21 protein-coding genes are annotated in these 25,712 nt (G+C 61.3%); 9 read left to right on the forward strand and 12 right to left on the reverse strand.

Going from position 1 to position 25,712, the window contains the following annotated elements:
• Positions 1–4 precede the first annotated feature (4 nt).
• The 6 genes from Q1A51_RS21790 to Q1A51_RS21815 form a co-directional block, all read right to left on the reverse strand.
• Positions 5–1,519 carry an ABC transporter ATP-binding protein gene (locus Q1A51_RS21790; protein ID WP_299602381.1) on the reverse strand — a complete coding sequence of 505 codons (1,515 nt, stop codon included), beginning with the start codon at positions 1,517–1,519 and terminating at the stop codon, positions 5–7.
• Positions 1,516–2,439, reverse strand: coding sequence for a xanthine dehydrogenase accessory protein XdhC (gene xdhC, locus Q1A51_RS21795; protein ID WP_299602383.1), 924 nt, complete (start codon positions 2,437–2,439; stop codon positions 1,516–1,518). Before xdhC ends, Q1A51_RS21790 begins: the two co-directional genes overlap by 4 nt.
• Positions 2,432–4,732 (reverse strand): xanthine dehydrogenase molybdopterin binding subunit, encoded by a 2,301-nt coding sequence (gene xdhB, locus Q1A51_RS21800; RefSeq protein ID WP_299602385.1) that lies wholly within the window; start codon positions 4,730–4,732, stop codon positions 2,432–2,434. Before xdhB ends, xdhC begins: the two co-directional genes overlap by 8 nt.
• On the reverse strand, positions 4,729–6,144 hold the full coding sequence (gene xdhA, locus Q1A51_RS21805; protein WP_299602387.1) for a xanthine dehydrogenase small subunit: 1,416 nt from the start codon (positions 6,142–6,144) through the stop codon (positions 4,729–4,731). Before xdhA ends, xdhB begins: the two co-directional genes overlap by 4 nt.
• A gap of 131 nt (positions 6,145–6,275) precedes the next feature.
• The gene (locus Q1A51_RS21810) at positions 6,276–6,734 is read right to left on the reverse strand and encodes an SRPBCC domain-containing protein (protein WP_299602389.1); all 459 of its coding nucleotides are present in this window, start codon (positions 6,732–6,734) and stop codon (positions 6,276–6,278) included.
• Positions 6,731–7,060: a metalloregulator ArsR/SmtB family transcription factor gene (locus Q1A51_RS21815; protein ID WP_299602391.1), complete on the reverse strand. Its 330-nt coding sequence runs from the start codon at positions 7,058–7,060 to the stop codon at positions 6,731–6,733. Before Q1A51_RS21815 ends, Q1A51_RS21810 begins: the two co-directional genes overlap by 4 nt.
• Positions 7,061–7,182: 122 nt before the next feature.
• Here Q1A51_RS21815 and dnaE point away from each other — a divergent pair, with 122 nt between their 5' ends.
• Complete coding sequence (gene dnaE, locus Q1A51_RS21820; protein WP_299602393.1) at positions 7,183–10,683, forward strand: DNA polymerase III subunit alpha; 3,501 nt, start codon at positions 7,183–7,185, stop codon at positions 10,681–10,683.
• An 89-nt stretch (positions 10,684–10,772) separates the two neighbouring features.
• Positions 10,773–11,798, forward strand: a complete 1,026-nt coding sequence (locus Q1A51_RS21825; RefSeq protein WP_299602395.1) for a hypothetical protein — start codon at positions 10,773–10,775, stop codon at positions 11,796–11,798.
• A 281-nt stretch (positions 11,799–12,079) separates the two neighbouring features.
• Here Q1A51_RS21825 and Q1A51_RS21830 read toward each other — a convergent pair whose 3' ends face one another.
• Complete coding sequence (locus Q1A51_RS21830) at positions 12,080–12,274, reverse strand: SlyX family protein (RefSeq protein ID WP_299602397.1); 195 nt, start codon at positions 12,272–12,274, stop codon at positions 12,080–12,082.
• 86 nt (positions 12,275–12,360) lie between these two features.
• Here Q1A51_RS21830 and hisS point away from each other — a divergent pair, with 86 nt between their 5' ends.
• Genes hisS through hisG form a run of 3 tightly spaced genes read left to right on the forward strand, consistent with a single transcriptional unit; the run spans position 12,361 to position 15,592 of the window.
• Positions 12,361–13,836: a histidine--tRNA ligase gene (gene hisS, locus Q1A51_RS21835; RefSeq protein ID WP_299602399.1), complete on the forward strand. Its 1,476-nt coding sequence runs from the start codon at positions 12,361–12,363 to the stop codon at positions 13,834–13,836.
• Positions 13,833–14,903: an ATP phosphoribosyltransferase regulatory subunit gene (locus Q1A51_RS21840; protein ID WP_299602402.1), complete on the forward strand. Its 1,071-nt coding sequence runs from the start codon at positions 13,833–13,835 to the stop codon at positions 14,901–14,903. The genes hisS and Q1A51_RS21840 overlap by 4 nt, the downstream gene beginning before the upstream one ends.
• Positions 14,900–15,592, forward strand: coding sequence for an ATP phosphoribosyltransferase (gene hisG, locus Q1A51_RS21845; protein WP_299602405.1), 693 nt, complete (start codon positions 14,900–14,902; stop codon positions 15,590–15,592). The genes Q1A51_RS21840 and hisG overlap by 4 nt, the downstream gene beginning before the upstream one ends.
• A 248-nt stretch (positions 15,593–15,840) precedes the next feature.
• On the opposite strand, the gene Q1A51_RS21850 is transcribed toward hisG, so the two are convergent.
• On the reverse strand, positions 15,841–16,272 hold the full coding sequence (locus Q1A51_RS21850; protein WP_299602407.1) for a DUF1489 domain-containing protein: 432 nt from the start codon (positions 16,270–16,272) through the stop codon (positions 15,841–15,843).
• 126 nt (positions 16,273–16,398) lie between these two features.
• Here Q1A51_RS21850 and Q1A51_RS21855 point away from each other — a divergent pair, with 126 nt between their 5' ends.
• Positions 16,399–18,687 carry an adenosylcobalamin-dependent ribonucleoside-diphosphate reductase gene (locus Q1A51_RS21855; protein ID WP_299602409.1) on the forward strand — a complete coding sequence of 763 codons (2,289 nt, stop codon included), beginning with the start codon at positions 16,399–16,401 and terminating at the stop codon, positions 18,685–18,687.
• Positions 18,688–18,842: 155 nt separating this feature from the next.
• Here Q1A51_RS21855 and Q1A51_RS21860 read toward each other — a convergent pair whose 3' ends face one another.
• From Q1A51_RS21860 to Q1A51_RS21875, 4 genes are all read right to left on the reverse strand, one after another.
• Complete coding sequence (locus Q1A51_RS21860) at positions 18,843–20,150, reverse strand: TRAP transporter large permease subunit (RefSeq protein WP_299602411.1); 1,308 nt, start codon at positions 20,148–20,150, stop codon at positions 18,843–18,845.
• A 4-nt stretch (positions 20,151–20,154) separates the two neighbouring features.
• The gene (locus Q1A51_RS21865; RefSeq protein WP_299205235.1) at positions 20,155–20,691 is read right to left on the reverse strand and encodes a TRAP transporter small permease; all 537 of its coding nucleotides are present in this window, start codon (positions 20,689–20,691) and stop codon (positions 20,155–20,157) included.
• Between the two features lie 65 nt (positions 20,692–20,756).
• The gene (locus Q1A51_RS21870) at positions 20,757–21,734 is read right to left on the reverse strand and encodes a TRAP transporter substrate-binding protein (RefSeq protein WP_299602413.1); all 978 of its coding nucleotides are present in this window, start codon (positions 21,732–21,734) and stop codon (positions 20,757–20,759) included.
• Between the two features lie 38 nt (positions 21,735–21,772).
• A complete protein-coding gene (locus Q1A51_RS21875) occupies positions 21,773–23,014 on the reverse strand; it encodes an FAD-dependent oxidoreductase (protein WP_299602415.1) in 1,242 nt (413 codons plus the stop codon).
• 138 nt (positions 23,015–23,152) lie between these two features.
• Here Q1A51_RS21875 and Q1A51_RS21880 point away from each other — a divergent pair, with 138 nt between their 5' ends.
• Genes Q1A51_RS21880 through Q1A51_RS21890 form a run of 3 tightly spaced genes read left to right on the forward strand, consistent with a single transcriptional unit; the run spans position 23,153 to position 25,703 of the window.
• Entirely contained in the window at positions 23,153–23,833 is a 681-nt protein-coding gene (locus Q1A51_RS21880; RefSeq protein ID WP_299602821.1) for a GntR family transcriptional regulator, read from the forward strand.
• Complete coding sequence (locus Q1A51_RS21885) at positions 23,830–24,585, forward strand: aspartate/glutamate racemase family protein (protein WP_299602417.1); 756 nt, start codon at positions 23,830–23,832, stop codon at positions 24,583–24,585. Before Q1A51_RS21880 ends, Q1A51_RS21885 begins: the two co-directional genes overlap by 4 nt.
• Entirely contained in the window at positions 24,582–25,703 is a 1,122-nt protein-coding gene (locus tag Q1A51_RS21890; RefSeq protein WP_299602420.1) for an enolase C-terminal domain-like protein, read from the forward strand. The genes Q1A51_RS21885 and Q1A51_RS21890 overlap by 4 nt, the downstream gene beginning before the upstream one ends.
• Positions 25,704–25,712 lie beyond the last annotated feature (9 nt).

A 25,712-nucleotide genomic window follows, 5' to 3' on the forward strand; every position in this document is an offset into this window, starting at 1 on the left:
GGTCTCAAACATGTGCAACCTCCATCCCGTGGGCGCCGCCCAGCATCAAGCCAATCTGCTCGACATCCAGCCCCACAGTCGGACGCGGATCACTCAGCCGCCCTTCGTTCAGGGCCGCAAACCGGTCCGAGATTTCCATCAACTCATCCAGATCCTGCGAAATCGCAACCACGGCCGACCCGTCAGCCGCCAAATCAAGCAAGGCCTGTCGGATCGCTGCCGCCGCCGCCGCATCCACGCCCCAGGTCGGCTGGTTCACCACCAGCACCTCGGGGCGCTGCAATACCTCGCGGCCGATCACGAATTTCTGCAGGTTCCCACCCGACAGCGACCGCGCCGCATTGTCCGGCCCCGGCGTGCGCACGTCAAAACCCGCAATGATCCGTTCGGCGAAATCGCGGGTCTTGGTCCAATTCAGCATCCCGCGCCGCACCAACCCTTCGCGGGCGGCCCCGGTCAGCATCGCGTTCTCGGTCAGTGACATGTTGGGCGCCGCGGCATGACCCAACCGTTCTTCAGGGGCCGCCAGCACACCCAGACCGCGCCGCGCTTCCGGTCCGTTCTTCGCCAGGTCGCTGCCCTTGAACTGCACCATGCCGACGCCGCAGGGCAGTTCGCCTGACAGAACGGCAAGCAATTCATCCTGCCCGTTGCCCGCGACACCGCCGATGCCCAGCACTTCTCCCGCCCGCACATCAAAGGAAATGCCCCGCAGGGACATGCCAAAGGCAGACGGCGATGCAACCGAAAGGCCCGTCACCGACAACAAAACCTCACCGGCGTCATGGGCGGCAGCCTTGGGCGTGGCAAGCGTGCTGCCCACCATCATTTCGGCCATCGCGCGGGCCGACGTGTCGCGCGGCACGCAGTCGCCCACCACTTTGCCGCCGCGCAGGATCGTAGCGACGTCACACAGGGCGCGGATTTCCTCCAGCTTGTGCGAGATATACAGGATCGCCGTGCCCTCCGCGCTCAGCTTGCGCAGGGTTTCAAACAGGATCTCGACCTCCTGCGGGGTCAGGACGGACGTAGGTTCGTCCATGATCAACAGCTTGGGGTCCTGCAGCAGGCACCGAATGATCTCGACCCGCTGCCGCTCGCCCGCTGACAGATCACCGACAACACGGTCAGGGGACAGCGGCAGGCCATAGGTTTCGGACACCTCACGGATACGGGCCGCCAGCGTGCGCATGGGCGGTGGTGTCTCCATGCCAAGGGCAATGTTCTCGGCCACGCTCAGCGCGTCAAACAGCGAAAAGTGCTGGAACACCATGCCCACGCCCGCCGCCCGCGCCATACGTGGATCGGTGGGGGCAAAATCGCCACCATTCATCTGCATCTGGCCCGCATCGGGCTTGACCAGCCCATAGATCATCTTGACCAGCGTTGACTTGCCCGCCCCGTTTTCCCCCAGCAACGCATGGATTTCCCCGGGGGCGATGGACAACGACACGTCATCATTTGCCACCACGCCGGGATAGGCCTTGGTCAAGCCGGTCAGGGACAGAAGTGGGGTCACGCACGCGTCTCCAGTCGTTGCGGTATGGTCTGCGTGGACTGTGCTAGCCGATAGGCAACCCCGACCGCAATCAAATGTGGGTCCTTTCCCAAAGATGGATCGCCAATGGGGCAGGTGATGCGCGCAATTTCATCCGTGCCGTGTCCCAGTGCGGCAAGCCTTTTGCGAAACCGCGCCCACTTGGTGGCGGACCCGATCAATCCGCAAGAGGCAAAGCCGCGCGTCAGCGCCGCGTGGCACAGGCCCAGATCAATATCATGCGCATAGGTCAGGATCAGGTGATGCGCGCCGCGGGGCGCGTGGGCGGCAAGGGCGGGCAGGTCGGTGGCAGGCACGGTCGTGACGCACTCGGGCACGGCATCCGGAAACCGCTCGGCCTCTGTATCCGCCCAGGTCAGGCTGTATCCGGGCATATGCTGCAAGATATCAACCAACGCGCGCCCGACATGGCCCGCGCCCCAGATCCAGATATCCTGATCCGGTGTGCGCACCGGTTCGATCATCCACCCGTCCTTCAACTGCGCTGCAGGCAACTGTCCCTGGTTCCGCGCCGCCTTCAACATGCGTTTGACCGACAGCGGCATCGGCTCTGGCCCCCGCGCCACAAGATCATCCGGCAGGGCACGCGCACGTTCCAAATCATAGGCTTCGCTCAGCACCTCGACCGCCCCGCCACAGCACTGGCCCAGATCAGGCCCTAAGGCATGGCGACTGCGCGTATCCTTGGTCAGCGTGCGGGCGGCAGCAGCCAGTTCAAACTCAAGGACCCCGCCGCCAATCGTGCCGGATTGGCCCGTGTCCCACACCAGCATCGCCGCACCCACCTCGCGCGGGGCAGACCCTTGCACGGACGCAATCACCACCCGCACAACGCGGGCATGTGCCTTGCAGGCCGCAATCAGTTCCGCCCGATCAAACATCGCCACGCGCGGTGTGCACCGCCTTCAAAATCGTCTCAGCCGTGGCCGGAGCCTGTAGGTCAGGATATTGCGATCCACAGGCCGCCGCCGCATCGCTCAACGCCAGAAAGGCGGATATGCCCAGCATCAGGGGCGGCTCTCCAACGGCCTTCGACTTGTAGATTGTGTCGGCCCGGTTCTCGCCCTCCCACAGGACCACGTTGAACACATCGGGCCGGTCCGAACAGGCAGGGATCTTGTAGGTCGACGGCGCATGGGTCCGCAGACGCCCCTGATCGTCCCAGACCAACTCTTCTGTCGTCAGCCAACCCGCGCCCTGCACATACCCCCCCTCAACCTGCCCGATATCTAGGGCAGGGTTCAGCGATGCACCCGCATCATGCAGAATGTCTGCACGCAGAATACGGTTTTCCCCGGTCAGCGTGTCGATCACCACTTCGGTCACCGCCGCCCCATAGGCAAAGTAGAAAAACGGGCGGCCTTGACCCTTGATCCGGTCCCACTTGATCTCGGGCGTCTTGTAGTAGCCGGTGGAGGACAGGCTGATACGCGCCTCGTAGGTCAGGGCCGCCACCTCGGCAAAGCTGTAGTCGCCCGATCCGGCGCGCACCCGGCCGTCCTCAAAGACCACCTCATCGGGGCGACACTGATGCAGCTGCGCCAGATGCTCGCACATCCGATCCCGAATGGTGTCGCAAGCGGCCTTGACCGCCATTCCGTTCAGATCACTGCCAGAGGAGGCGGCGGTGGCCGACGTATTCGGCACCTTTGCCGTGTCCGTCGCGGTGATCTTGACCATGTCCAAGGGCACGCCAAAACGACTCGCGGCCACTTGGGCCACCTTCTGAAACAGGCCCTGACCCATCTCGGTCCCGCCATGGTTCAGGTGAATGGACCCGTCGGCATAGACATGGACCAAGGCGCCTGCCTGGTTCAGATGGGTGAGGGTAAAGCTGATGCCGAACTTCACAGGCGTCAGCGCAATACCCTTCTTCAACACCGGATTGGCCGCGTTCCAGTCCGCCACAGCCGCCCGGCGGGCCTCATAATCCGACGTCTCCCGCAACTGGGCCACCAGCGCATCGCCAATGAAATCGTCAACCTCCTGACCATAGGGCGTCGTCTGTTTCTTCTGACCGGAAATACCACCGCCGGAGGCATAAAAGTTCACAACCCGCACCGCCAGCGGATCAATATCCAGATGGCCCGCCACATGATCGACAATCCGCTCCATCCCCAACATGCCCTGTGGCCCGCCAAAGCCGCGAAAGGCCGTGGCGCTCTGGGTGTTGGTGCGCAAACGATGGCTCTCGATCCGCACGTGGGGCAGGAAATAGGTATTGTCGGCATGCAGCATGGCCCGGTCGGCCACCGGCAGGGACAGATCCATGGCCCAGCCACAGCGCACGTACTGGCGCACATCCAGGGCCGTGATGCGGCCCGCATCATCAAATCCAACATCGTAATCAATGCGGAAATCATGGCGCTTGCCGGTGATCATCATGTCGTCGTCGCGGTCATAGCGCATCTTGCAAGGGTTGCCGGTTACGCGTGCCGCCACGGCGCATGCCACGGCCAAGGCATTGCCCTGGCTCTCCTTACCGCCAAAGCCGCCTCCCATACGACGGGTCTCGACCCGGACGGCATGCATGGGGCGGCCAATGGCATCAGCCACCTTGTGCTGGATCTCGGTTGGGTGCTGGGTGGACGAGATGACATGCATGTCCCCGTCCTCACCCGGCAGAGCAAGTGCTGCCTGCCCTTCGAGGTAAAAGTGCTCCTGCCCGCCAATCTCGAACGACCCCGTAAGGCGGTGCTGTGCCCCGCCCAGTTCGGTTGTCGCATCGCCACGGGTATAGATGCGCGGGCCATCCTCGAACCGGGTGCCAGCCTTCAGCGCGTCGTCGATGGACAGAACAGGCGCTTCTTCGGTGATCTCAACGTTGCCCAGACGCGCCGCGTGACGGGCGGCCAGATGCGAGCGGGCAACCACCAGAAACAATGGCTGGCCGAGGTAGTGTACCGTCCCATCCGACAGCAGCGGCTCATCATGGGCCGAGGGCGAGACGTCGTTGGCAAAAGGCAGGTCTTCGGCCACAAGCACAGCAACCACATCCGGCGCGGACCGCACGGCATCAAGGTCCATCGCGGCAATCCGGCCATGTGCGACGTCGCTCATGCCAAAGGCCAAGTGTAACGTGCCCACAGGCGTCGGTGTGTCGTCCACATAGCGGGCCGCCCCGGTCACATGCAGATGGGCGGCGTCATGGGGCAGGGGCTTTGCGACAGTCATGACGTCACCTCCAGCACATTGGTGGCCTGCCCTTGATCCTCCAGCCACGCCCGCAACAACATGTTCTGCGCCGTCTGCATCCGGTAATCGGCAGAGGCGCGCATATCGCTGAGCGGTTGGAAATCGCGGGTCATGGCTTGCATGGCGCGGGCCACGACAGCATCGGTCCACGGCTGGCCGCGCAGCGCCGTTTCGGCATGTGCCGCCCGCTTGGGCGTGCCAGCCATGCCGCCAAAAGCAAGGCGCACCTCGGTCACGACGTCATTGACAACTTCGATCCAGAAACAGCCGCATACGGCCGAAATGTCCTGATCAAACCGTTTCGATAGTTTGTAGCAGCGCAAGGCGTCGTCTTGCCGTGGAATCGTGATCGCCTCGACAAACTCGTTCTCGGCCCGGTCCTGCTTGCCATAGTCGATGAAGAAATCCTCGATCGGCAGCGTCCGCACCCCGTCCACCGACCGCAAATGCAGCGTCGCGTCCAAGGCGATCAGCGCGGGCGAGCCATCTCCGATGGGCGAGCCATTGGCGACATTGCCGCCGATGGTCGCTGCATTGCGCACCTGCACGGACCCATAGCGGCGGATCAACTCGGCAAAACCCGGGTGACGGGGGGCAATGGCGTTGTGCAAATCGGTCATGGTTGTGGCCGCTCCGATGCGTATGTCATCCTCGGTGACAGTCACGCCAGACAGATCCGGAATGCGGTTCAGAAAGGCAACCGGTCCAAGATCCCTGAACTGCTTGGTGACCCACAGACCCACATCCGTGGCCCCGGCAATCAGCGTGCCGCCGGGGTTCTGATCCAGCCACGTCGCAAGGGCTTCGGGCGTGGTTGGGGGCATCGCCATTGTCTCTCGGACCAATGGCGTTCCAATGGCGATCCCCGCCTGCGGCTCCCCCGAGGTATTTTGGGCCAGAAGAAGGGGAATGTCCTTTACATGGTCGGGAACGGGCGCTGTTTCAGCCGCCTCTGCTGCGCGGATGATGGGCGCGTAGCCCGTGCAGCGGCACAGGTTTCCAGCAAGGGCGGTGTCGTGATCCGTGTCGCCGTTCAGGTGCGCCGTGGCCATCGTGGTGATGAAACCGGGTGTGCAGAATCCGCATTGTGACCCGTGGTGGTCGATCATTGCCTGTTGCACGGGGTGCAAGGTGCCATCGGGCGCGCTGATCCCCTCGACCGTGCGCACCGCTTTGCCTTCAAGCTGGGGCATGAACAGGATGCAGGCGTTCAGGGCCCGCGCCCCGTCCACATCCGTGACCATCACCGAACAGGCCCCGCAGTCGCCTTCGTTGCAGCCTTCCTTGGTGCCTGTCAGCCCGGGATGTCCCCGTAGCCAGTCCAGCAGCGTTGTCGTGGGGGTCGTGTCGGCCGTGATCTCGCTTCCGTTCAGAAGAAAGGTCGTACGCATATTGTTTTGTGCCTGCCGCGTTACCAACGCCCTTTTTGGGCCTTTTGGTCGATGCGGCGTAGACCAAAGGGCGGGCAGTCGGTCGTCAGGTTAGGCGAGGCAGACAGGGATTGGCAAGCTGTGCGGCCCTGTCAGGCCACCATCTTGGCGGCCAGTGCCTCCAGATTGGCCAGCCCCGCTTCCCAGCCCGCCTTGAATTCACCATCGGCATCCGGCCCGGCAAAGGATGACACGGCCACCGCCACATCCAGTTTCGAACCCGCAGCGTCAGGAGTGATGCGGTAGGTGACCAGCGTGGTCGCAATGGCGCCTTCGCCCATGTTCACCGTCTCGGTAAAGGCCGCGTCATGTGGTCCGTCGATCCGGTACCAGCGCGTGTCGACCGTGAATTCCGGTGCGCCGGCAGGTCCGCTATGATGCGTCTCAAGCCCACCAACCCTGAAATCCGACGTTTGGAGTGTCATCACCATCCCTTCGCCCGGCGCATTCCATGTCCCGCGCATCTCGGCATCCGTCAAAACGTGCCACAAGCGATCCGGAGTGAGGGGAAATGTGCGCGTCAGTTCAAAATGTCCGGTGTCGGTGGTCATGTCCGGGTCCTTTCCAGGTGGTCGGCGAGGCGGGCAAGCCGATCAATGCGGCCCTCCCACATCGATTTGTGCGCCTCGAACCAGTCCGCCCCGGCGCGCAGGGCCTTGGGTTGCATCTCGACCGTGCGGACGCGCCCCTTTTTCGTGCTTGTGACCAATCCGCTGTCTTCCAGCACCTTGAGGTGTCGCAGGAAGGTCGGCAGCGCCATGTCGTGCCCGTCATGCAATGCGCTGACCGCGGCAGGGCCTTGGATCAGCTGTTCCACCACCGCCCGGCGGGTCGGGTCGGCAAGGGCGCTGAAGAAGCTGTCGAGTTGGTTAGTCATATAGCTAAGTATTGCCGCAAGGCGATTCGTGTCAAGATACTTAGCTGTTCAGCTATCTATTGACCTGTGGATAACATCTTGTGGGGCTTTCCCAGCGGCGCGCCACGACATATCGTAGGTCCATGACTGACGCCCCCCGATTCATCCACCTGCGCACCCATTCCGAATACTCCCTGCTTGAAGGGGCCATGCGCCTGAAAAAGCTGCCCGGACTGGTGCGTGACGCGGGTATGCCTGCCATCGCACTGACCGACACGAACAACATGTTCGCGGCGCTCGAATTCTCGGTGGGCATGGCTGGGGCAGGGGTGCAACCGATCATCGGCTGCCAGGTCGATCTGCAATACATGACCCCGCGCCCCGGCGAACGTCCGCGTGACCCCGCACCGCTGGTGCTGCTGGCCCAGACCGAGGCGGGCTACGAACACCTGATGAAGCTGAACTCGTGTCTCTATCTGCGCGACGGCTCAGAACTGCCCCATGTCACGGTCGATGAACTGGCGCGCCATGCTGATGATGTGATTTGTTTGACCGGGGGGCCGGATGGTCCCGTCGGGATGCTGCTGCAAACCGGACAGACGCCCGCCGCGCAGGCGCTGATGGACCGGCTCAAAGAGATCTTTGGCGACCGGCTCTATGTCGAGTTGCAGCGCCACCCGGGCGAGGGCGGACAGCCCGAAGCTGAACGCCTGACCGAACGGCCACTCATTGAAATGGCCTATGCCATGGACCTGCCGCTGGTCGCCACCAATGACGTCTATTTCCCCAAACCGGACATGTACGAAAGCCACGACGCGCTGATCTGCATTGCCGAAGGGGCCTATGTCGACCAACAGGAACCACGCCGCCGCCTGACGGCCCAACACTATTTCAAAAGCCAGGCTGAAATGGTGACGCTCTTTGCGGACCTGCCCGAGGCCATTGAAAACACGGTTGAAATTGCGCAGCGCTGCGCCTTCATGGCCTATCGCCGTGATCCGATCCTGCCAAAGTTTGCGGATGACGAGGTGGAGGAGTTGCGCCGTCAAGCCAATGAGGGCCTGCAAGAGCGGCTCAAGGTCATCCCGCATGCCACCAGCGAGGAAGAATACCAGAAACGCCTCGATTTCGAACTCGACATCATCGAAGGCATGGGCTTTCCCGGCTACTTCCTGATCGTGGCGGACTTCATCAAATGGGCCAAGGATCAGAACATTCCGGTTGGCCCCGGCCGTGGGTCCGGTGCGGGCAGCCTTGTGGCCTACGCGCTCACGGTCACCGACCTCGACCCCTTGCGCTACGCCCTGCTGTTCGAACGGTTCCTGAACCCCGAACGGGTCTCCATGCCGGACTTCGACATCGACTTCTGCATGGACCGGCGCGAGGAAGTGATCCGCTACGTGCAAGAGAAATACGGCCGCGACAAGGTCGGCCAGATCATCACCTTCGGTGCACTTCTGTCCAAGGCCGCCGTGCGCGACATCGGGCGCGTGCTACAGATGCCCTACGGCCAGGTGGACCGGCTGTCGAAACTGATCCCGGTCGAAGGGGTCAAACCGGTCAGCATCGAAAAGGCCCTCGCGGATGAACCCCGACTGCGCGAAGAAGCGCGGAACGAAGAGGTGGTCGCCCGCCTTCTTGAATACGGCCAGCAGGTCGAAGGGCTGCTCAGAAACGCCTCCACCCACGCCGCTGGCGTTGTGATCGGGGACCGGCCATTAGATGCGCTGGTGCCGCTTTACCAAGACCCGCGCTCGGACATGCCTGCAACCCAGTTCAACATGAAATGGGTGGAACAGGCGGGTCTCGTCAAATTCGACTTTCTGGGCCTGAAGACCCTGACGGTGATCCAGAACGCAGTCGAACAAATCCTTGGCTCGGGCCGCAACCTACATGTGGCCGCAGATGGGACTGAACTCTACACGCCTGCAGAGGGAATGGAGAATGACATCGGCGGCATCCCCCTCGATGACGAGCCTTCCTACAAGCTTTATGCCGCAGGCAAGACGGTGGCCGTGTTCCAGGTGGAAAGCTCGGGCATGATCGACGCGCTCAAGCGGATGAAACCGGACTGCATCGAAGATATCATCGCGCTTGTGGCCCTCTATCGCCCCGGCCCGATGGAGAACATCCCGAAATTCTGCGAGGTCAAGAACGGGCTTTCCGAACGCGACACGCTGCACCCCTCCATCGATCATATCCTCGACGAAACCCAGGGCATCATTGTCTACCAGGAACAGGTGATGCAGATCGCGCAGGAAATGGCGGGCTACAGCCTTGGCGGCGCCGACCTGCTGCGCCGCGCGATGGGTAAGAAGATTCAGGAAGCGATGGACGCCGAACGCCCGAAATTCCTGGCGGGCTCGAAAGAAAACGGCGTGGACAAGGACAAGGCGATGGAGGTCTGGAACCTCCTCGACAAGTTCGCCAACTACGGCTTCAACAAATCCCATGCGGCAGCGTATGCCGTGGTCAGCTACCAGACGGCGTGGCTCAAGGCCAACCACCCGGTCGAGTTCATGGCCGGGGTGATGAACTGCGATATCCACCTGACGGACAAGCTGGCGGTCTACTTCGAAGAGGTGCGCAAAGGGCTCGACCTGCCTTGGGTGCCTCCTTGCGTGAACCGCTCCGATGCCACGTTCAAGGTGGTGGATGGCGCACTGGTCTACGCTTTGGGTGCGCTGAAAAACGTGGGTGTTGAGGCCATGCGGCTGGTGCAGGAGGCGAGAAAAGACAAACCCTTCGTCAACCTCTTCGACTTCGCCCGCCGCGTGGACCTGAAACGGGTCGGCAAGCGCCCCCTCGAAATGCTGGCGCGGGCCGGGGCCTTCGACCAGCTTGACCCCAACCGCCGCCGTGTCTTCGATGCGCTTGATGCACTCAGTGCCTATTCCTCAGCCATCCATGACCAGAAGAACTCGAACCAGGTCTCGCTTTTCGGAGAAGCAGGCGATGACCTGCCCGAACCCCGGCTGATGCCGGTGGACGACTGGCTGCCCTCGGAACGGCTGGGTGAAGAACACAAAGCAGTCGGCTTCTACCTCTCCGGCCACCCGCTGGACGACTACATGGGGCCACTCAAACGCAAGGGCATCCTCACACTGGACGAAGTGACGGCCAAGGCCGAAAGCCAGCCGCTGGTCGCCAAGCTGGCCGGCGTTGTATCGGGCCTGCAAATCCGCAAATCCGCCCGCGGCAACCGCTTTGCCTTCTGCCAGATGTCCGACACGACGGGTGCGTTCGAGGTCACGCTGTTCTCCGAAAGTCTGGAGAAAGCACAGGACCACCTCGAAACAGGGGCAAAGGTGATCGTCACGGTCGAGGCGACCATGGAATCCGACCAACTCAAACTGTTGGGCCGATCGGTTGCCGCGATTGACACCGTCGTTGCCGATGTGGGCGGCATGGGGCTGCGCATCTTTGTCGAAGCGCCAAATGCTCTCGCGTCGGTCGCAACCGTGCTCGAAGGCGCGGTGACAGCGGCCAAGGGGGCAGGGCGCGGGCCCATCACCGTGTGCCTCATGGACGACAGCCTGCCGGGTGAGGTCGAGATGGACCTGGGCACGGAATTCCCGGTCACGCCGCAGATCAAGGGAGCGATCAAGTCCCTTTCAGGCGTGCTCGACGTGCAGGAGATGTAAGCGGCGCTCCGCCCGCCTGACTGGACCTGACGCCCTCTTGCCGCTAATGACATCGCCGGGACGTTCAAAATCTGTGGGAGGAGCCGCGCGTGATGCGATCTGCGATGGCATGTGTGATGCTGCTTGCGCTTGCCGCCTGTGGCGATCCCTTGCGCGGAATCGAACGCGTGTCCGAAGGGGCGACGCTGCCCGCAGAACCCGGCAACAACGCACTCCCATCCGAGGAAGAACTGGCGCGCGAGGGCAGCATTCTGGGCGATTTTCTGGACGGTACGGAAACGGATGTGGCCGAAGGTGCAGCACAATCTGCACGTCCACTGCCAACCGCCGACGTTTCCGAAACCGGACCAGTCGCCGCTGCACAGGCACAGACTGCGCCGCAGGAACAGGCCACACAAACGCCCCGGACGTCCGGCGGTCTTTTGGGTTGGCTTCGCGGTGCGGCGCAGAACGACACGCAAGCCCAGGCAGACGTCGTGCCAGTGGCTGCTGCTCCACAAGACCCGGAAACGATCCTTGCCAAGGCCGAAGACGCCCCGGCTGCGCAGAGCCCGGACCTGGTAGAGCCGCAAAAGCGCCGTGGCCTCTTTGGTCGGCCACGCGCCTTTGCACCCGGCAGCGCGGACATCATCGATGTCGCCCCTGGCATGACCGTCCCTTTCGGCCAGATTGCCCGTGCCTGCGCCGCCAATCCCAAAAAAACTGCGACGCTGGTGGACAAGGCGGCGGGCAAGGGGCGTGGCTACGCCCTCTATGACACGGTCCCTGACAGCACCGGTCCCCGGACGTTCTACGTGACCGGCTTTTCAGACAACTGCCCCCGCCAGTTCACGGCAGCGTTGGCCCTGTTCGGCGAGCCCGCGTTTCACGAACAGTTGCGCTACGGTCTGCCGGCCGACGAATACCCCTACTCCACGACGGACAAAGCGTACGAGACGCTGAAACGTCGCATCTGCAATGTGGGCCGCACCAAACCATGCGGCACGCGCATCGACCGGCTGTCGCGCAACACGACCTTCATCAGCGCCTACGAAAACTTCACCGACAACGCGCGCTGGGCGGACATGCTGCTGCATGACGGTGCTGTTCTGGCAACGGCGCTCAAGACACCCTGAACACGGCGCTGCTGGCCACTCGACCCTTCGGGGAGGATTTTTTGAAACAGGGAAGTGCTGGACGGTCCTGCACTATAACGACGGAGGCAAGAGGTCATCCGGTCGGAGTCCAGCCCTTGATCACAATGGACCAAGGGCCTTCCCCGTTTACACCGGTTCGCATCCCTGCTCCCGGTGCTCCGTGAGCAAAGTGCATTAACCTTAATATCGGGTGAACGGGTCCGGCTTCCCTGTTTCAAAAAATCCTCCCCCAAGGGTCGCTTTCGGCCGGGCCGATCGGGTCAATAATGCGGCGGCCGTTCGTCGCCAAGGATCACACCGCCACCGCCATCCGCTTCGCGCTGCGCTTCCCGCTCCATTAGCATCTGCACGCGACGGGTCAGCAGGGCAATCTCCGTCTCCTGCCGCGCCGTGACTTCCGACAACTCATCCACCGTGCGCTGCAAATGCGCGATCTGTTCTTCCAGCTTTTCCATCTCTCCCTCCTGCCATCTCAGGCTCCGCTTGCCCAGCCCCCATGCCTGCGGTATCCCCGCGCCCGAACGCCAGATGGAGCACCACCATGGCCAAGCCCAAGAAAACTCCCCGCCCCAAGGCCCAGACGCCCAAGGGGTTTCGCGATTATTTCGGCACCGATATCTCTGACCGGGCCGAGATGCTGCAGGCGATTGCCGGGGTGTATCATCGGTATGGCTTTGATGCGCTCGAATCCAGTGCCGTGGAAACGGTCGAGGCGTTGGGCAAGTTCCTGCCCGACGTGGACCGCCCGAATGAAGGCGTGTTTGCCTGGCAGGAAGAAGACGGCGACTGGCTGGCCCTGCGCTACGACATGACGGCCCCGCTGGCTCGCGTCTATGCCCAGCACCGCAACGACCTGCCGAACCCCTATCGCCGCTACACGATGGGCCCGGTCTGGCGCAATGAAAAGCCGGGGCCTGGGCGGTTTCGCCAGTTTTATCAATGCGATGCGGATACGGTGGGTACGGCTTCCATGGCCGCGGATGCCGAGATTTGCGCGATGCTCTCCGACACGCTCGAAGCGGTGGGGATCCGGCGCGGCGACTACGTGATCCGCATCAACAACCGCAAGGTGCTGAACGGCGTGATGGAAGTCGCGGGGCTTGCCGGTGACGACAAGGAGGCCGAACGCGGCATCGTCCTGCGCGCCATCGACAAGCTAGACAGGCTTGGCCCCGACGGCGTGCGTGCGCTGCTGGGCGAAGGTCGCAAGGACGACAGCGGGGACTTCACCAAAGGTGCCGGGCTGGGTGACAGCGAAGCCGACATCGTCATGGGCTTTATGGACGCCAAGCGTGACACCGGTACGGAAACCGTTGCCCGTCTGCGCGAACTGGTCCAAGGCTCTGACATCGGTGCCCAAGGCGTCGCTGAACTCGAAGAGATCGCCGCCCTCCTGGACGCTGCAGGCTATGGCCCTGATCGCATCACCATCGACCCCTCTATCGTTCGGGGCTTGGGTTACTACACCGGTCCCGTCTACGAGGCGGAACTCACCTTCGACGTCCAGAACGAAAAGGGCCAGACGGTCCAGTTCGGCTCTGTCGCAGGCGGGGGGCGCTACGATGACCTCGTCAAACGCTTCACTGGGCAGGAAGTCCCAGCCACCGGCGTCTCCATCGGTGTCGACCGACTGTTGGCCGCACTGCGCGCCACCAACCGCATCGGCACCACGGAACAAGGGCCCGTCGTCGTCACCGTGATGGACCGCGCCCGCATGGCCGACTACCAGGCCATGGTCGCCGAGCTGCGCAACGCAGGCATCCGGGCCGAGGTCTATCTGGGCAACCCGAAAAACTTCGGCAACCAGCTCAAATACGCGGACAAGCGCAACTCCCCCATCGCCATCATCGAAGGCGGGGACGAGAAAGTGCGCGGCGTGGTCCAGATCAAGGACCTCTATCTGGGCGCCAAGATTGCCGAGACGGCCACGCACGAAGAATGGGCCGGAAACCCCAGCCAGTTCGAAGTGCCGCGCGACCAGATGCTCGCCAAGGTGCAGGAGATCCTGAACCAATGACGCAAGCACGCCAGCGGGCCCATGCCCTGCGCGACAGCTTTGTCGCGGCGGGGGCACAGGCCGTGGAACCGCCCATCTTGCAATCCGCCGACCTGCTGCTGGACCTCTATGGCGAGGATATCCGCGCGCGCGCCTATGTGACCTCTGACGCCTTGCGTGGGGAACAGATGCTGCGCCCGGATTTCACTGTGCCGGTGGTCCAGATGCACATGTCAAACGGCGCCGAACCCGCACGCTACACCTATGCGGGCGAGGTGTTTCGCAGGCAGGAGGAAGACCCGGACCGGGCCAATGAATTCCTGCAAGTGGGCTACGAGGTCTTTGACCGCACCGATCCGGCAGCCGCAGATGCCGAGGTGTTCGCCCTGATCGCCGACGCGATCAGCACCTTGTCCTTGCGGGCGGCCACGGGCGACATCGGCGTGCTCATGGCGGCCGTGGATGGGCTGGACACATCTGAGCGGCGCAAGGCGGCCTTGCGCCGTCACATCTGGCGTCCGCGCCGGTTCCGCGCGCTGCTCGACCGGTTTTCGGGACGCAGTGATGTGCCAGAAACGCGCGCGGCCCTGCTGGCCGGAGAGGCGCAGACAGACGCACCGCTGACTGGTCTGCGCAGCCAGGCCGAAATCGATGCGCGCATCGCGGCCCTGCACGCGGATGCGGCAGAGCCACACCTGTCCGGCGCGCAGATGGACAGCCTCGACGCGCTCCTGAACGTGCGCGAAACGCTTCCCTTCGCTCTGGCGCAGATGCACACGTTGTGCGTCGACTTGCCTGCCATCCGCCCCGCCGTCAAACGCGTCGACGCACGGGCCGAGGCGCTCAGCGCGCGGGGTGTGGACGTGGACAACCTGGAATTCGAGGCCAGCTTCGGGCGCACCTCCATGGAATATTACGACGGCTTCGTGTTCGGCTTCTACGCCGAACAGCGCCCTGATCTGCCGCCCATCGCCTCGGGCGGGCGCTATGACGCGCTGACCCGCCGCCTTGGCTCAGGTCAGGAAATCCCGGCAGTGGGGGCCGTCATCCGTCCGGGTCTGCTGGTCGAATTGGAGGCAACGCCATGATCAAGCTTGGTGTGCCGTCCAAGGGTCGGCTGATGGAAAAAACGTTCCAGTGGTTTGAAAAGCGTGGCATCACGCTCAGCCGGACAGGATCGGACCGGGAATATGCAGGGGCCGTTGACGGGATCGACGGTGTGTCGCTTGTGCTGCTGTCAGCCGGTGAAACGCCGCGTGAGCTTGCAGCAGGGCGCATCCACCTTGGCGTGACGGGCACCGACCTGATCCACGAAAAGCTGCCGCTGTGGGAACAGCAGGTCGAACCGATGGCCGAAATGGGTTTTGGCCACGCCGACCTTGTGTTGGCCGTGCCGCAGGGCTGGATCGACGTTGATCTGACCGACGACCTTGATGCGGCTGCCGCGGCCTTCCGAGGGACGCATGGCTTCCGCCTGCGCATCGCGACGAAGTATCACCGGCTGGTGCGGGATTTCCTGCGCGAGGCGGGCGTGGCCGACTATGCCCTCGTGGACAGCCAGGGCGCGACCGAAGGCACTGTGGCGAATGAAACGGCAGAGGCAATTGCCGACATCACCTCATCCGGCGAAACGCTGCGCGCCAACCACCTCAAGATCCTCAGCGACGGTCTGATCCTCGCCAGTCAGGCGACGCTGTGGCGGTCGCGCGTGGCTGAGGTCACGGATGCGGATCGCGCGGTGCTGGCGACGCTGCTGGACAGGTTGGGGGCCGACTAGGCGCCAATTCTTTCCAAACAGTGAATGCGCCCGCGCAAACGTTAACAGGTGGAGAGTGTTAACGGTGTCTGAACGGGTGCGCTGACGGTAAAATGCGCAATTTGCGCGTCGAAATGTGCAGTTTGCCTGAAATGCGCCGAAATCCGCGGTTTTGGAGCGGGGCAAAGATCGCGGTTTATGCGGTAAAACGCGCAGTTTCGGAAAATCCGGCCCAAAAACCGCACCGAACGGTCGATTAACCTCTGAGCCTAAAGCACCCCGATCTCGGCTAGCGCGCGGTTCAGTTCGACCGGCAGCGGCTCCTCCCGCTCGCGGCCTTTCGGCAGGTCCGGCGGGGCATCTTCGGGCTTCAGATAACGCCACCCCTGGAAGGGGCGTTTCAACGCTGATTGCACCCGCACCAGCTCCGGATCCGACACGATGGCACAGCGGCGGATGCCGTCGCTGCCAATCACTTCGTCCAGCCTGATGATGCGCTGACGACAGGTCAAAACGCCTTTGACCACCCAAAAGATCGACCCACCGTTCAGGATTTCGGCCTGCCGCTTGGGCCACATGCGGGTCACGTGCCGCGGGTAGCCATCGGCGGTCTGCGCGCGCTTGGTCTGTTGCCACGCCGCCAGACTTTCATAGCATTCGCTGCCCACAGAAAGTTTGATCAGGTTGATGTACTTATCCACAGAGTCGTCCCCAAGCCACACTCTATATTGTAGCGTGTATCCACGCTTCTGCAATCTGTTGGGGTGTGCTACGTTGGTGATCTTCTGCCGACCGATAGATTCGACTGCCACCATGGGGATGCTCTGATGACACGTTTCGCTGCGCCGATCGCTGAACAGATCTGGGACATGAAGTATCGCTTCAAGGACGCCGATGGCACGCCCATCGACACCACGGTCGAAGACAGTTGGCGGCGCATCGCTCGTGATCTCGCCAAGGTCGAAAAAGACCCCGAAGCATGGGAGCAGACGTTCTATAACGCCCTGGAAGATTTCAAGTTTTTGCCCGCCGGTCGTATCACCGCCGGAGCGGGGACGGCGCGTTCGGTCACCCTGTTCAACTGTTTTGTCATGGGCACCATACCCGACAGCATGGCTGGCATCTTTGACATGCTGAAAGAGGCGGCCCTGACCATGCAGCAGGGTGGCGGCATTGGCTACGATTTCTCGACCATCCGGCCCAAGGGGGCAGGGGTCAAAGGCGTGGCGGCAGATGCCTCCGGACCCCTTAGTTTTATGGACGTTTGGGACGCCATGTGCCGCACCATCATGTCCGCAGGCAGCCGCCGCGGCGCCATGATGGCGACCATGCGCTGCGACCACCCTGACATCGAGGATTTCATCACAGCCAAGTCCGACGCCGCCCGCCTGCGCATGTTCAACGTGTCCGTTCTGGTGACGGACGCGTTTATGGAAGCGGTCAAGACAGACGGATCCTGGGACCTGATTTTTGATGGCACCGTCTACAAGACCTTGGAAGCGCGCGACCTCTGGGACGGCATCATGAAGTCGACCTATGATTATGCCGAACCCGGCGTGATCTTCATCGACCGCATAAACGCCGCCAACAACCTGAACTATTGCGAGACCATCGCGGCGACGAACCCTTGTGGGGAACAACCTCTGCCACCCTACGGTGCTTGCCTTCTGGGGTCGATCAACCTTGCCCGTTTGGTTGGCCAACCCTTTGAAGAGGCTGCTGAATTGGATGAGGCAGCGCTGTCCAACCTTGTCGGCACTGCGGTGCGGATGATGGACAATGTGGTCGATGCCTCCCGCTTCCCGCTCGAAGCTCAGGCGCGCGAGGCGCAAGCCAAACGCCGCATCGGGCTTGGCGTTACCGGGCTTGCCGACGCACTGTTGATGCTGGGCCTGCGCTATGGATCCGACGAGGCGGCGCGTCAGACCGAGCAATGGTTGAAAGCCATCGCCCGCGCCGCGTATCTGGCGTCGGTGCAATTGGCGAAGGAAAAGGGCGCCTTCCCGCTGTTCGATGCCGAAGGCTACCTTGCAAGCGGCACCATGCAAATGATGGACGCTGACGTTCGTGACGCCATTGCCGAACATGGCATCCGCAACGCACTTCTGACTTCAATTGCGCCTACGGGCACCATCTCGCTGTATGCCGGGAACGTGTCGTCGGGGATCGAACCGGTCTTTGCTTACGCCTACACGCGCAAGGTCCTGCAAAAGGACGGTTCGCGGACCGAAGAAGAAGTCGTTGATTACGCTGTACAAATGTGGCGCGATAAATTTGGCGATGCCGAGCTGCCCGACTACTTCGTCAACGCACAGACTTTAGCGCCCGCCGATCACGTCAAGATGCAGGCGGCAGCGCAGAAGTGGGTCGACTCGTCAATTTCCAAGACAATCAACTGCCCCGAGGACATCAGCTTTGACGATTTCAAAGATGTCTACATGCAGGCGTGGGATACAGGGTGCAAAGGGTGCACGACATATCGCCCCAACGCCGTGACTGGCTCGGTGCTGACGGTGGCCGAGGAGAAACCGGCCGAGGCATCGGTGCTTGCCAACAACGATGCCGAACCACTGCAGCCTCATGGTGATGTGATCTACATGGCCGAGCCTTTGGACCGACCCAACGCGCTTGAGGGCAACACGTACAAGGTCAAGTGGCCCAACAGCGAACATGCGCTCTACATCACCATCAACGATCTGGTGATTGGCGGGCATCGTCGCCCGTTCGAGGTATTCATCAACTCCAAGAACATGGAGCATTTCGCTTGGACCGTTGCCCTGACCCGCATGATTTCGGCCGTGTTCCGGCGGGGCGGGGATGTGTCGTTTGTGGTTGAAGAACTGAAGGCAGTCTTTGACCCACGTGGCGGCGCGTGGATGCAAGGGAAGTACATCCCATCGATTCTGGCCGCCATTGGTGGCGTGATCGAACAGCACATGATCCAGATCGGTTTCATTGAGGGCGAGGGCATGGGCCTCAAATCGGATCCACGGGCTGAGGTGGTTGGCCTTGATGCACCGCGTGGCAAAGCGTGCTCAAGTTGCGGCAGCTATGAGATGCGCATGATCGAAGGCTGTATGACGTGTGCGTCCTGCGGCTTTTCGAAATGCGGATAGCCTGGTTTGTTCCGGTTGGGCATGTTCCCACGGTTTTGCCATTTTGACCCTGGGGACCGCCAGTCTGGTCGCACAAATCAGCCCTTGACCATTGTCGCTTGGACCCGAGAGTTGGACACTCAATGAATGACGCATTGGTACAAGGCCGATGCCTCTTAGGGTGCCTGTCTCATCGTCTCGGGCAGCCACATCGCGATGTCTGGGAACCAGATCAGGACAAAGCACATCAGGACCATGATCATGAACATCGGGAATGCGGCGCGCGTGATGTAGCCCATTTCGTGTTCAGTCATCCCTTGCAAGACAAAGAGATTAAAACCGATGGGGGGTGTGATCTGCGCCATCTCGACCACCACGACGACAAAGATACCGAACCAGATCAGGTCAATCCCAGCCTCGCGCACCATGGGTTCGACCACGGCCATGGTCAGCACCACCGACGAGATGCCGTCGAGGAACATGCCCAGCACGATGTAAAATACCATCAGGATCATCAGCAGCTCAAAACGTGACAGCTCCATGGTGGCGATCCCGTCGGCGAGTGCGCGGGGCAATCCGGTGAACCCCATGGCGAGTTTCAGGAAGGCCGCCCCGGCAAGGATTAGGGCAATCATTGCAGACGTTCGGGTGGCACCCATCAGGCTTTCGGTGAACGTGTTCCAGTTCAGTGACCCTTGGCTCGCTGCCAGAACTAGCGCTCCGATCACGCCGATGGCTGCTGCTTCGGTTGCGGTGGCGTAACCTGCATACATCGACCCGATGACAATAAAGATCAGGCACAGAACAGGGATCAGGAAGCGGGAATTGCGCAGCTTGTCCCTGAACGACATACCGGTTTCCTGTTTCGGGTTCCAAGCGCCGGATGTGTAGGAGTAGATTGCCACATAGCCCATGAACATCAGGGCTAGGCACAGGCCCGGAAACACGCCTGCAAAGAACAGCTGTGTGATCGATTCATTCACGGTAACGCCATAGACGATCAAGGCTAGCGAGGGGGGTATCATCAGCCCGAGTGTGGCCGCGCCTGCAAGCGTGCCGATCACGATACGCTCCGGGTAGTCGCGCGCGCGCAGTTCGGGGATCGACATTTTGCCAACCGTGGTCAGCGTTGCCGCAGACGATCCGGAGACAGCGGCAAAGACCGTACAGCCGACGATATTGGTGTGCACCAGCCCACCCGGCAGCCGCGCTAGCCAAGGGGACAGCCCGCGAAACATGTCTTCGGACAATCGCGTCCGGAAAAGGATTTCGCCCATCCAGATAAAGAGTGGCAGTGCCGTCAGCGTCCAACTCGACGATGAAGCCCAGATCGTCGTGATCATCGTGTCGCCGACGGGGCGGGTGGTGAACAGTTCCATCCCCACCCATGCGACGCCCATCAGGGCAAGCCCGACCCAGACGCCGCTGCCCAACAACAGGAACAGGACAAACAGAAACAGCGTGATGGCATAGATTTCTTGCATGATCCTACTCCGCGAAGCTTTGATCAACGAGGTTGCGCTTGATCCGGTGATCGCCTCGGAACAGCACGTGGATCAGGTGATCTGTCAGGGAAAGCGCCAGAATGGCACCGCCGATCACCATGACAGATTGTGGGATCCACATTGGCGTCGCATCCTGTGCCTGACTGACTTCCTTGAACTTCCAAGACCAGTAGGTGAACCAATAGGCATAGTAGGTGAAATACCACATGACCGCCGCGGCAATCCCGAAGCACCAGATTTCAAGGAAGCGTCTAAAACGGGTGGGCACTGCATTCAGCACTAATGACACCCGAATATGGGCCCCGCGGTTAAGCGCGTTGGCAAATGCAAAGAAGCTGGCGGCGGCCATGGCGTAGCCAGCATAATTCGCGGCACCAGGGAATATCTCTCCGGTCCAGCGGGCCACCATCTGCGCTACGATCAACAGCAATATCGCGATCAGGCAGAGGGCGGCGAGCACGCCCGCGGCAAGATAAATGAAATCAAGGACGCGGCGCAGACCGCGCAGAAGTCCGGTCATGTGTCTGTCCCCCGCGAAAAAGAAAAGCGGGTCGATCTTTCACAAACCGACCCGCCTGTTGTCGTTTAGTTGGCGTTGTAGGCGTCGACGATGGACTTGCCTGTCTCGCCAGCGGCTTCGAGCCATTCAGCCGTCATTGTAGCGCCGATGTCCTTGAGCTCTGACATGAGCGCATCGCCAGCTGGGCCAACACTCATACCGCCCTCGGCCAAGCCCGCCAGGGTGAAGCCAGTGTATTCCTTGGCGCGCCACGTGCCTGCATATTCGGCCATGCCTGCACAGGCGTTGATGACGTTCTTGTTCGCCTCATCCACGCCGGACCAGACGTCGGAGTTGATCAGCATGTAGTTGCGTGGCAGCCAGGCATCCACGGCATAGAAGTGGCTTAGGCTTTCCCAGACTTTCCGGTCGTAGCCAGTCGCGCCCGAGGACACCATGGATTCCGCCACGCCGGTCGCAAAGGCCTGACTGATCTCGGCGGCTTCGATCTGCACTGGCAACATGCCCGTCAGTTCAGCAAGACGTGCGGTGGCGTTGTTGTAGGAGCGGAACTTGATCCCCTCCATGTCTGCAACGCCGTTCACCTCCTTGTTGAAGTAGAGGCCCTGCGGCGGCCACGGCACGGAGTAAAGCAGTGTCAGGTTCTGCTCAGCCAACAGCTCTTCGAGATGCGGTTTGGCTGCGCCGTAGAGCTTGTCGTGCTCATCGAAGGACGAGACGAGGAATGGAACGGAGTCCCAGCCAAAGATCGCACTTTCGTTCTGGTGGCCGGACAGCAGGCGCTCACCAATCGGCACCTGTCCCGTCTGGACCGCGCGCTTAATGTCTGCGCCCGCAAACAGTGAGCCTGATGGGTGTGTTGTAATCTCGATCGCGCCGCCTGTGCCGGTCGTCACACATTCCGCAAACTCAGCACCGGTGACGGAGTGAAAGTTGGACCCTGAGTACGCCATCGGCAGGTCCCATTTCTCTTGTGCAGCAGCGGGCAGCGCAAGCATCGTCGTCGCAGCCAGCGTGGCGCATGTTTTGGTGAATTTTGTCATTGTAGTCTCCCTGGTGGTCATTTCTTTTTGGCGCGGCCTTAGGAAAAACGCATTGGGTTAAATGCACTTATGTCAGTATTTACGGGCTGTTCCGCGACAAGACCTGCGGTGATCCTTCCCGTTTTCGGCCCACCGGTCAATCCAATATGATGGTGTCCGAACGCTGTGAATACGCCTGTCTCGCCCACTTGCCCAATTAGTGGGAGGCTGTCGGATGGGGCAGGGCGATGGCCAAGCCATTCGACCTCTTCGCTGTAGGTCAGGTTGGGAAAGCTGGCTTTGGCGTGCCTGCGCAAAAAGTCCAGAGGCGGCTTTGAAGGCCCGGCAGACAGCCCGCCGAATTCGACGATGCCCGCGCATCTCAAGCCTGCGGCCATCGGGGTGGCGACGAATTTTCCGCTGGCGACCATTACAGGATGCGAGGGTCCGCCCGCGGCATCCTTGAAGATAATATGATAGCCGCGTTCTGCTTCGATCGGGATCGACAGGCCCAGTTTCTGCATCAGGGGTTTGGACCAAACACCGGTCGCAAGGATGGCTTGATCGCAAGCATGCGGCCCCTGATCTGTCTGCACTGCCGAGATCTTGCCGTCGGTGAGGTCGAAATCTTTGATCTCGGCCTGCAAGATCGTGCCGCCAAGTCTTTCGAACTCGACCGCCAACGCTTTGACGTAGCGACCCGGGTCGCGGACATATCCGTGGTCCTGCATCGTTGCCAGCAGTCCTATGTCGGGCGACAGGTTGGGTTCATATGCGCGTGCGGCGTCACCTTCCCGGATGATCGGTTCAAACCCCGCATCTCGGCGCAGGCCCCAAGTATAGGCGTCGGCTTCGAATGCGGCGCGGTTTGAATAGGCAAAAGAATAGTCGCCGTCGCTTACCCAGCTTGCTGCATCGGTGTCGGCCGCAAGTGCTTTGTGCTGGTCGACACTGTCCGCGACGATGGTGGTCAGCCCATCCGCAATGCGGCGTGTGTCACTTTCATTGGCGTTAGATAGATACCTGAGCAACCAAGGCAGCAGTTTCGGAAAGTAGCCCCAGCGCATGAACAGGGGAAAATCCGGGTTCACAAGCATTCGAGGTGCTTTACGCGTCAGCCCCGGAGCGGTCACGGGCGCAATCGAACAGGCGGCGAGGACGCCGGCATTTCCGTGCGAGGTCCCTTCGCCCGGGCGTAGCCGGTCGATTATCGTGACCTCAGCATCGCTGATGCGGCGCAGCCAGATCCCAGTTGAGACGCCGACAATCCCGGCCCCGGCTATGATCACGCGCTTTGGCATTGTCTTGCTGCTCGACCTCTGAAAACAGTTGTAGTATTGTATACAGATCAATGCACAGCCTTGTGCGCAATGCAAGGGTTGCGCTAGGCTGCCTCTGACACATCGGGATACGAAGAGATGAACCATGCCACGTCTGAGATGAACGACACGGTCAGCGCGATTTATTTTAAATTGCGTGAAATGGCGGCATCTTTTGCCTTCAAGCCGGGTGAAAGGATTAATGAATCATCGTTATCGCGAGATTTGGGCGCCAGCCGCACGCCGTTGCGCGAAGCGTTGAATCGTTTGGTTGCAGAAGGGTTTGTTGAGTTTCGCGCGGGGCGCGGTTTCTTTTGCCGGACGCTGTCTGACAAGCGGATCATTCATTTGTATCAGGCACGGATGGCGATTGAGTGCGAGGCGGTGCGTCAAGCAGCAATGCACGCCAAACCCGCTGAACTAGAGGCGATCGATGCATCGCTGGACCTCTCGGCGGATGAATATTCAAACTGCACAAACCCAATCCGGTTGATGGAGCTGGATGAGGCATTTCATCTGCAACTGGCGGGTCTGTCGGGCAACCCCGAGCTGTTGCGAATGCTCGAAACGATCTATGACAAGATCCGCTTTGTTCGCACGGCTGATTTGCGACGTCTGCAAGCTGCCGGACGCACGACAACGGAACGGCATCGTGCGGTTCTGGACATCGTCCGCACCGGGGATGGTGCTGCGGCCTCTGCTGCCATGCGCGATCATATCGAACACCGCGCAAAACATGCGTCCGAGGCCGTGCGCCTTGCCTTTGCTGATCTTTACGCCCCTCAGGAAGAACTGACATGACGACATATGGTGGCAAAACAGTCTTTGGAGCGACGGTGGGCGTCCTGATGCTGAACACCCGGTTTCCCCGCATTCCCGGAGATATTGGCAACGCAGCCACATGGCCGTTCCCCGTCCAGTTCAAGGTTGTCTCTGCAGCCACGCCCGACAAAGTGGTGCGCGGCGATGCGACACCGCTGCTGGACGCATTTATCGGGGCAGGTCGCGAGTTGGTTGATCTTGGATGCGACGGGATCGCGACAAATTGCGGGTTTCTCGTTCCTTTTCAACACGACATGTCGCGCGCCCTCGGGGTGCCGGTCGCATCCTCATCGCTGTTGCAAGCGCCCCTCATTCGACAGTCGTTGCCTGCCGATCATTCGCTGGGTATTCTCACCATTTCGTCCGAGACACTGACACCCGTGCATCTGGAGGCAGCTGGTATTGCGCCAGATACACCAGTTGCAGGTACTGGGGCTGGATCACACTTCACCACGCGCATCCTTGATGATGCAGCAGAGATCGACTTTGACAAGGCGCGGGCGGATAACACTTCGGCAGCGATGCAACTGGTTGCGGATCACCCAAAGGTAGGTGCCATCCTGCTCGAGTGCACCAATATGGTGCCCTATGCCGCCGACATCCGGCGTGCCACCGGGCGCCCGGTCTTTTCGATCTACACCTATCTGATGTGGTTTCAAGCCGGACTGCTGCCACGCCGCTTTCCCGCAGATCTGGACGACATCCGTCTCAGTGAGGCCGTTCCAAAGTGAGCGATCACCGTATCACTGAGATGCGCGTTCATTGCGTTTCCATTCCAGCCAGAGCGGTCCATTCGCACGGGTCGGGCGATGTGGGCGGGATCAATGTGGTTCTCTGCGAACTTGTAACTGATACTGGCCTGACAGGCTGGGGAGAGGCATCGCCATGGCCGGTCTTCACCGGAACGGTCGAGGGTAATGCCGCTGCGCTGCATGTGAATCTTCGCCCTCATGTCATCGGGCGTGACCCTGTGTTGGTCGAACCGATCCTGAATGATGCAGACCAGCTCCTTGTGGGCCACAACGAGGCCAAGGCCGCCTTGGAATGCGCGTTGCTAGACATCACCGGACAAGTTGCGGGCTTACCCGTGGCCGAGTTGGTAGGCGGGCGGCACCGCGACAGTATTCCGCTCAGCTTTTCGGTTGCGAACCCCGATTTCGGCGCCGATCAGGAGGACGTTGCCCATATCTGGGACAGCGGTGTGCGGATCTTCAAGCTGAAGACCGGTTTTGCCGATCACGCCTTTGATCTGATGCGCCTTGAAAAGCTGCGTGCGCGCTATGGCGACGATATCCGCTTGCGTGTCGATTACAATCAGGGCCTGCCGGCCTATGACGCGATCCGGCACATTCGCGACCTCGAAACGTTTCGCCCCGATTTCGTAGAACAACCCGTCAAACGACACGAGCGCGAAGTGTTGGCCGAGATTACCCGCGCCGTCGATGTGCCGATCATGGCTGATGAAAGTGTATTTGATGTGCGCGATGCAACCCGAGGTGCGGCGGCCCGCATGGCCGACATCTTCTCGCTTAAAACCGCCAAATCCGGCGGCATCCGCCGATGTATCGAGATCGCGGCGATTGCGCGTGCGGCCGGTATTGAAGTTTACGGAGGCTGCATGTTCGAGACGTCCATTGCCCACATGGCAGGTGCACATCTGATGGCCGCCGTTCCCGATCTGACACTCGGTTGCGAATTCTACATGTCCACATTCTATGCCGGGGCGGATTTGGCCGAAACGCCATTCCCGGTGAGTGAGGGTCATGTCCATGTGCCGACAACTTCGGGCCTTGGAACCGCGCCTGATCCGGATGCGCTTGCACGCCACCGGACACAGCTGCTGACATAGGAAGGTTGC

The sequence above is a fragment of the uncultured Tateyamaria sp. genome, assembly GCF_947496075.1.
GTDB lineage: Bacteria > Pseudomonadota > Alphaproteobacteria > Rhodobacterales > Rhodobacteraceae > Tateyamaria.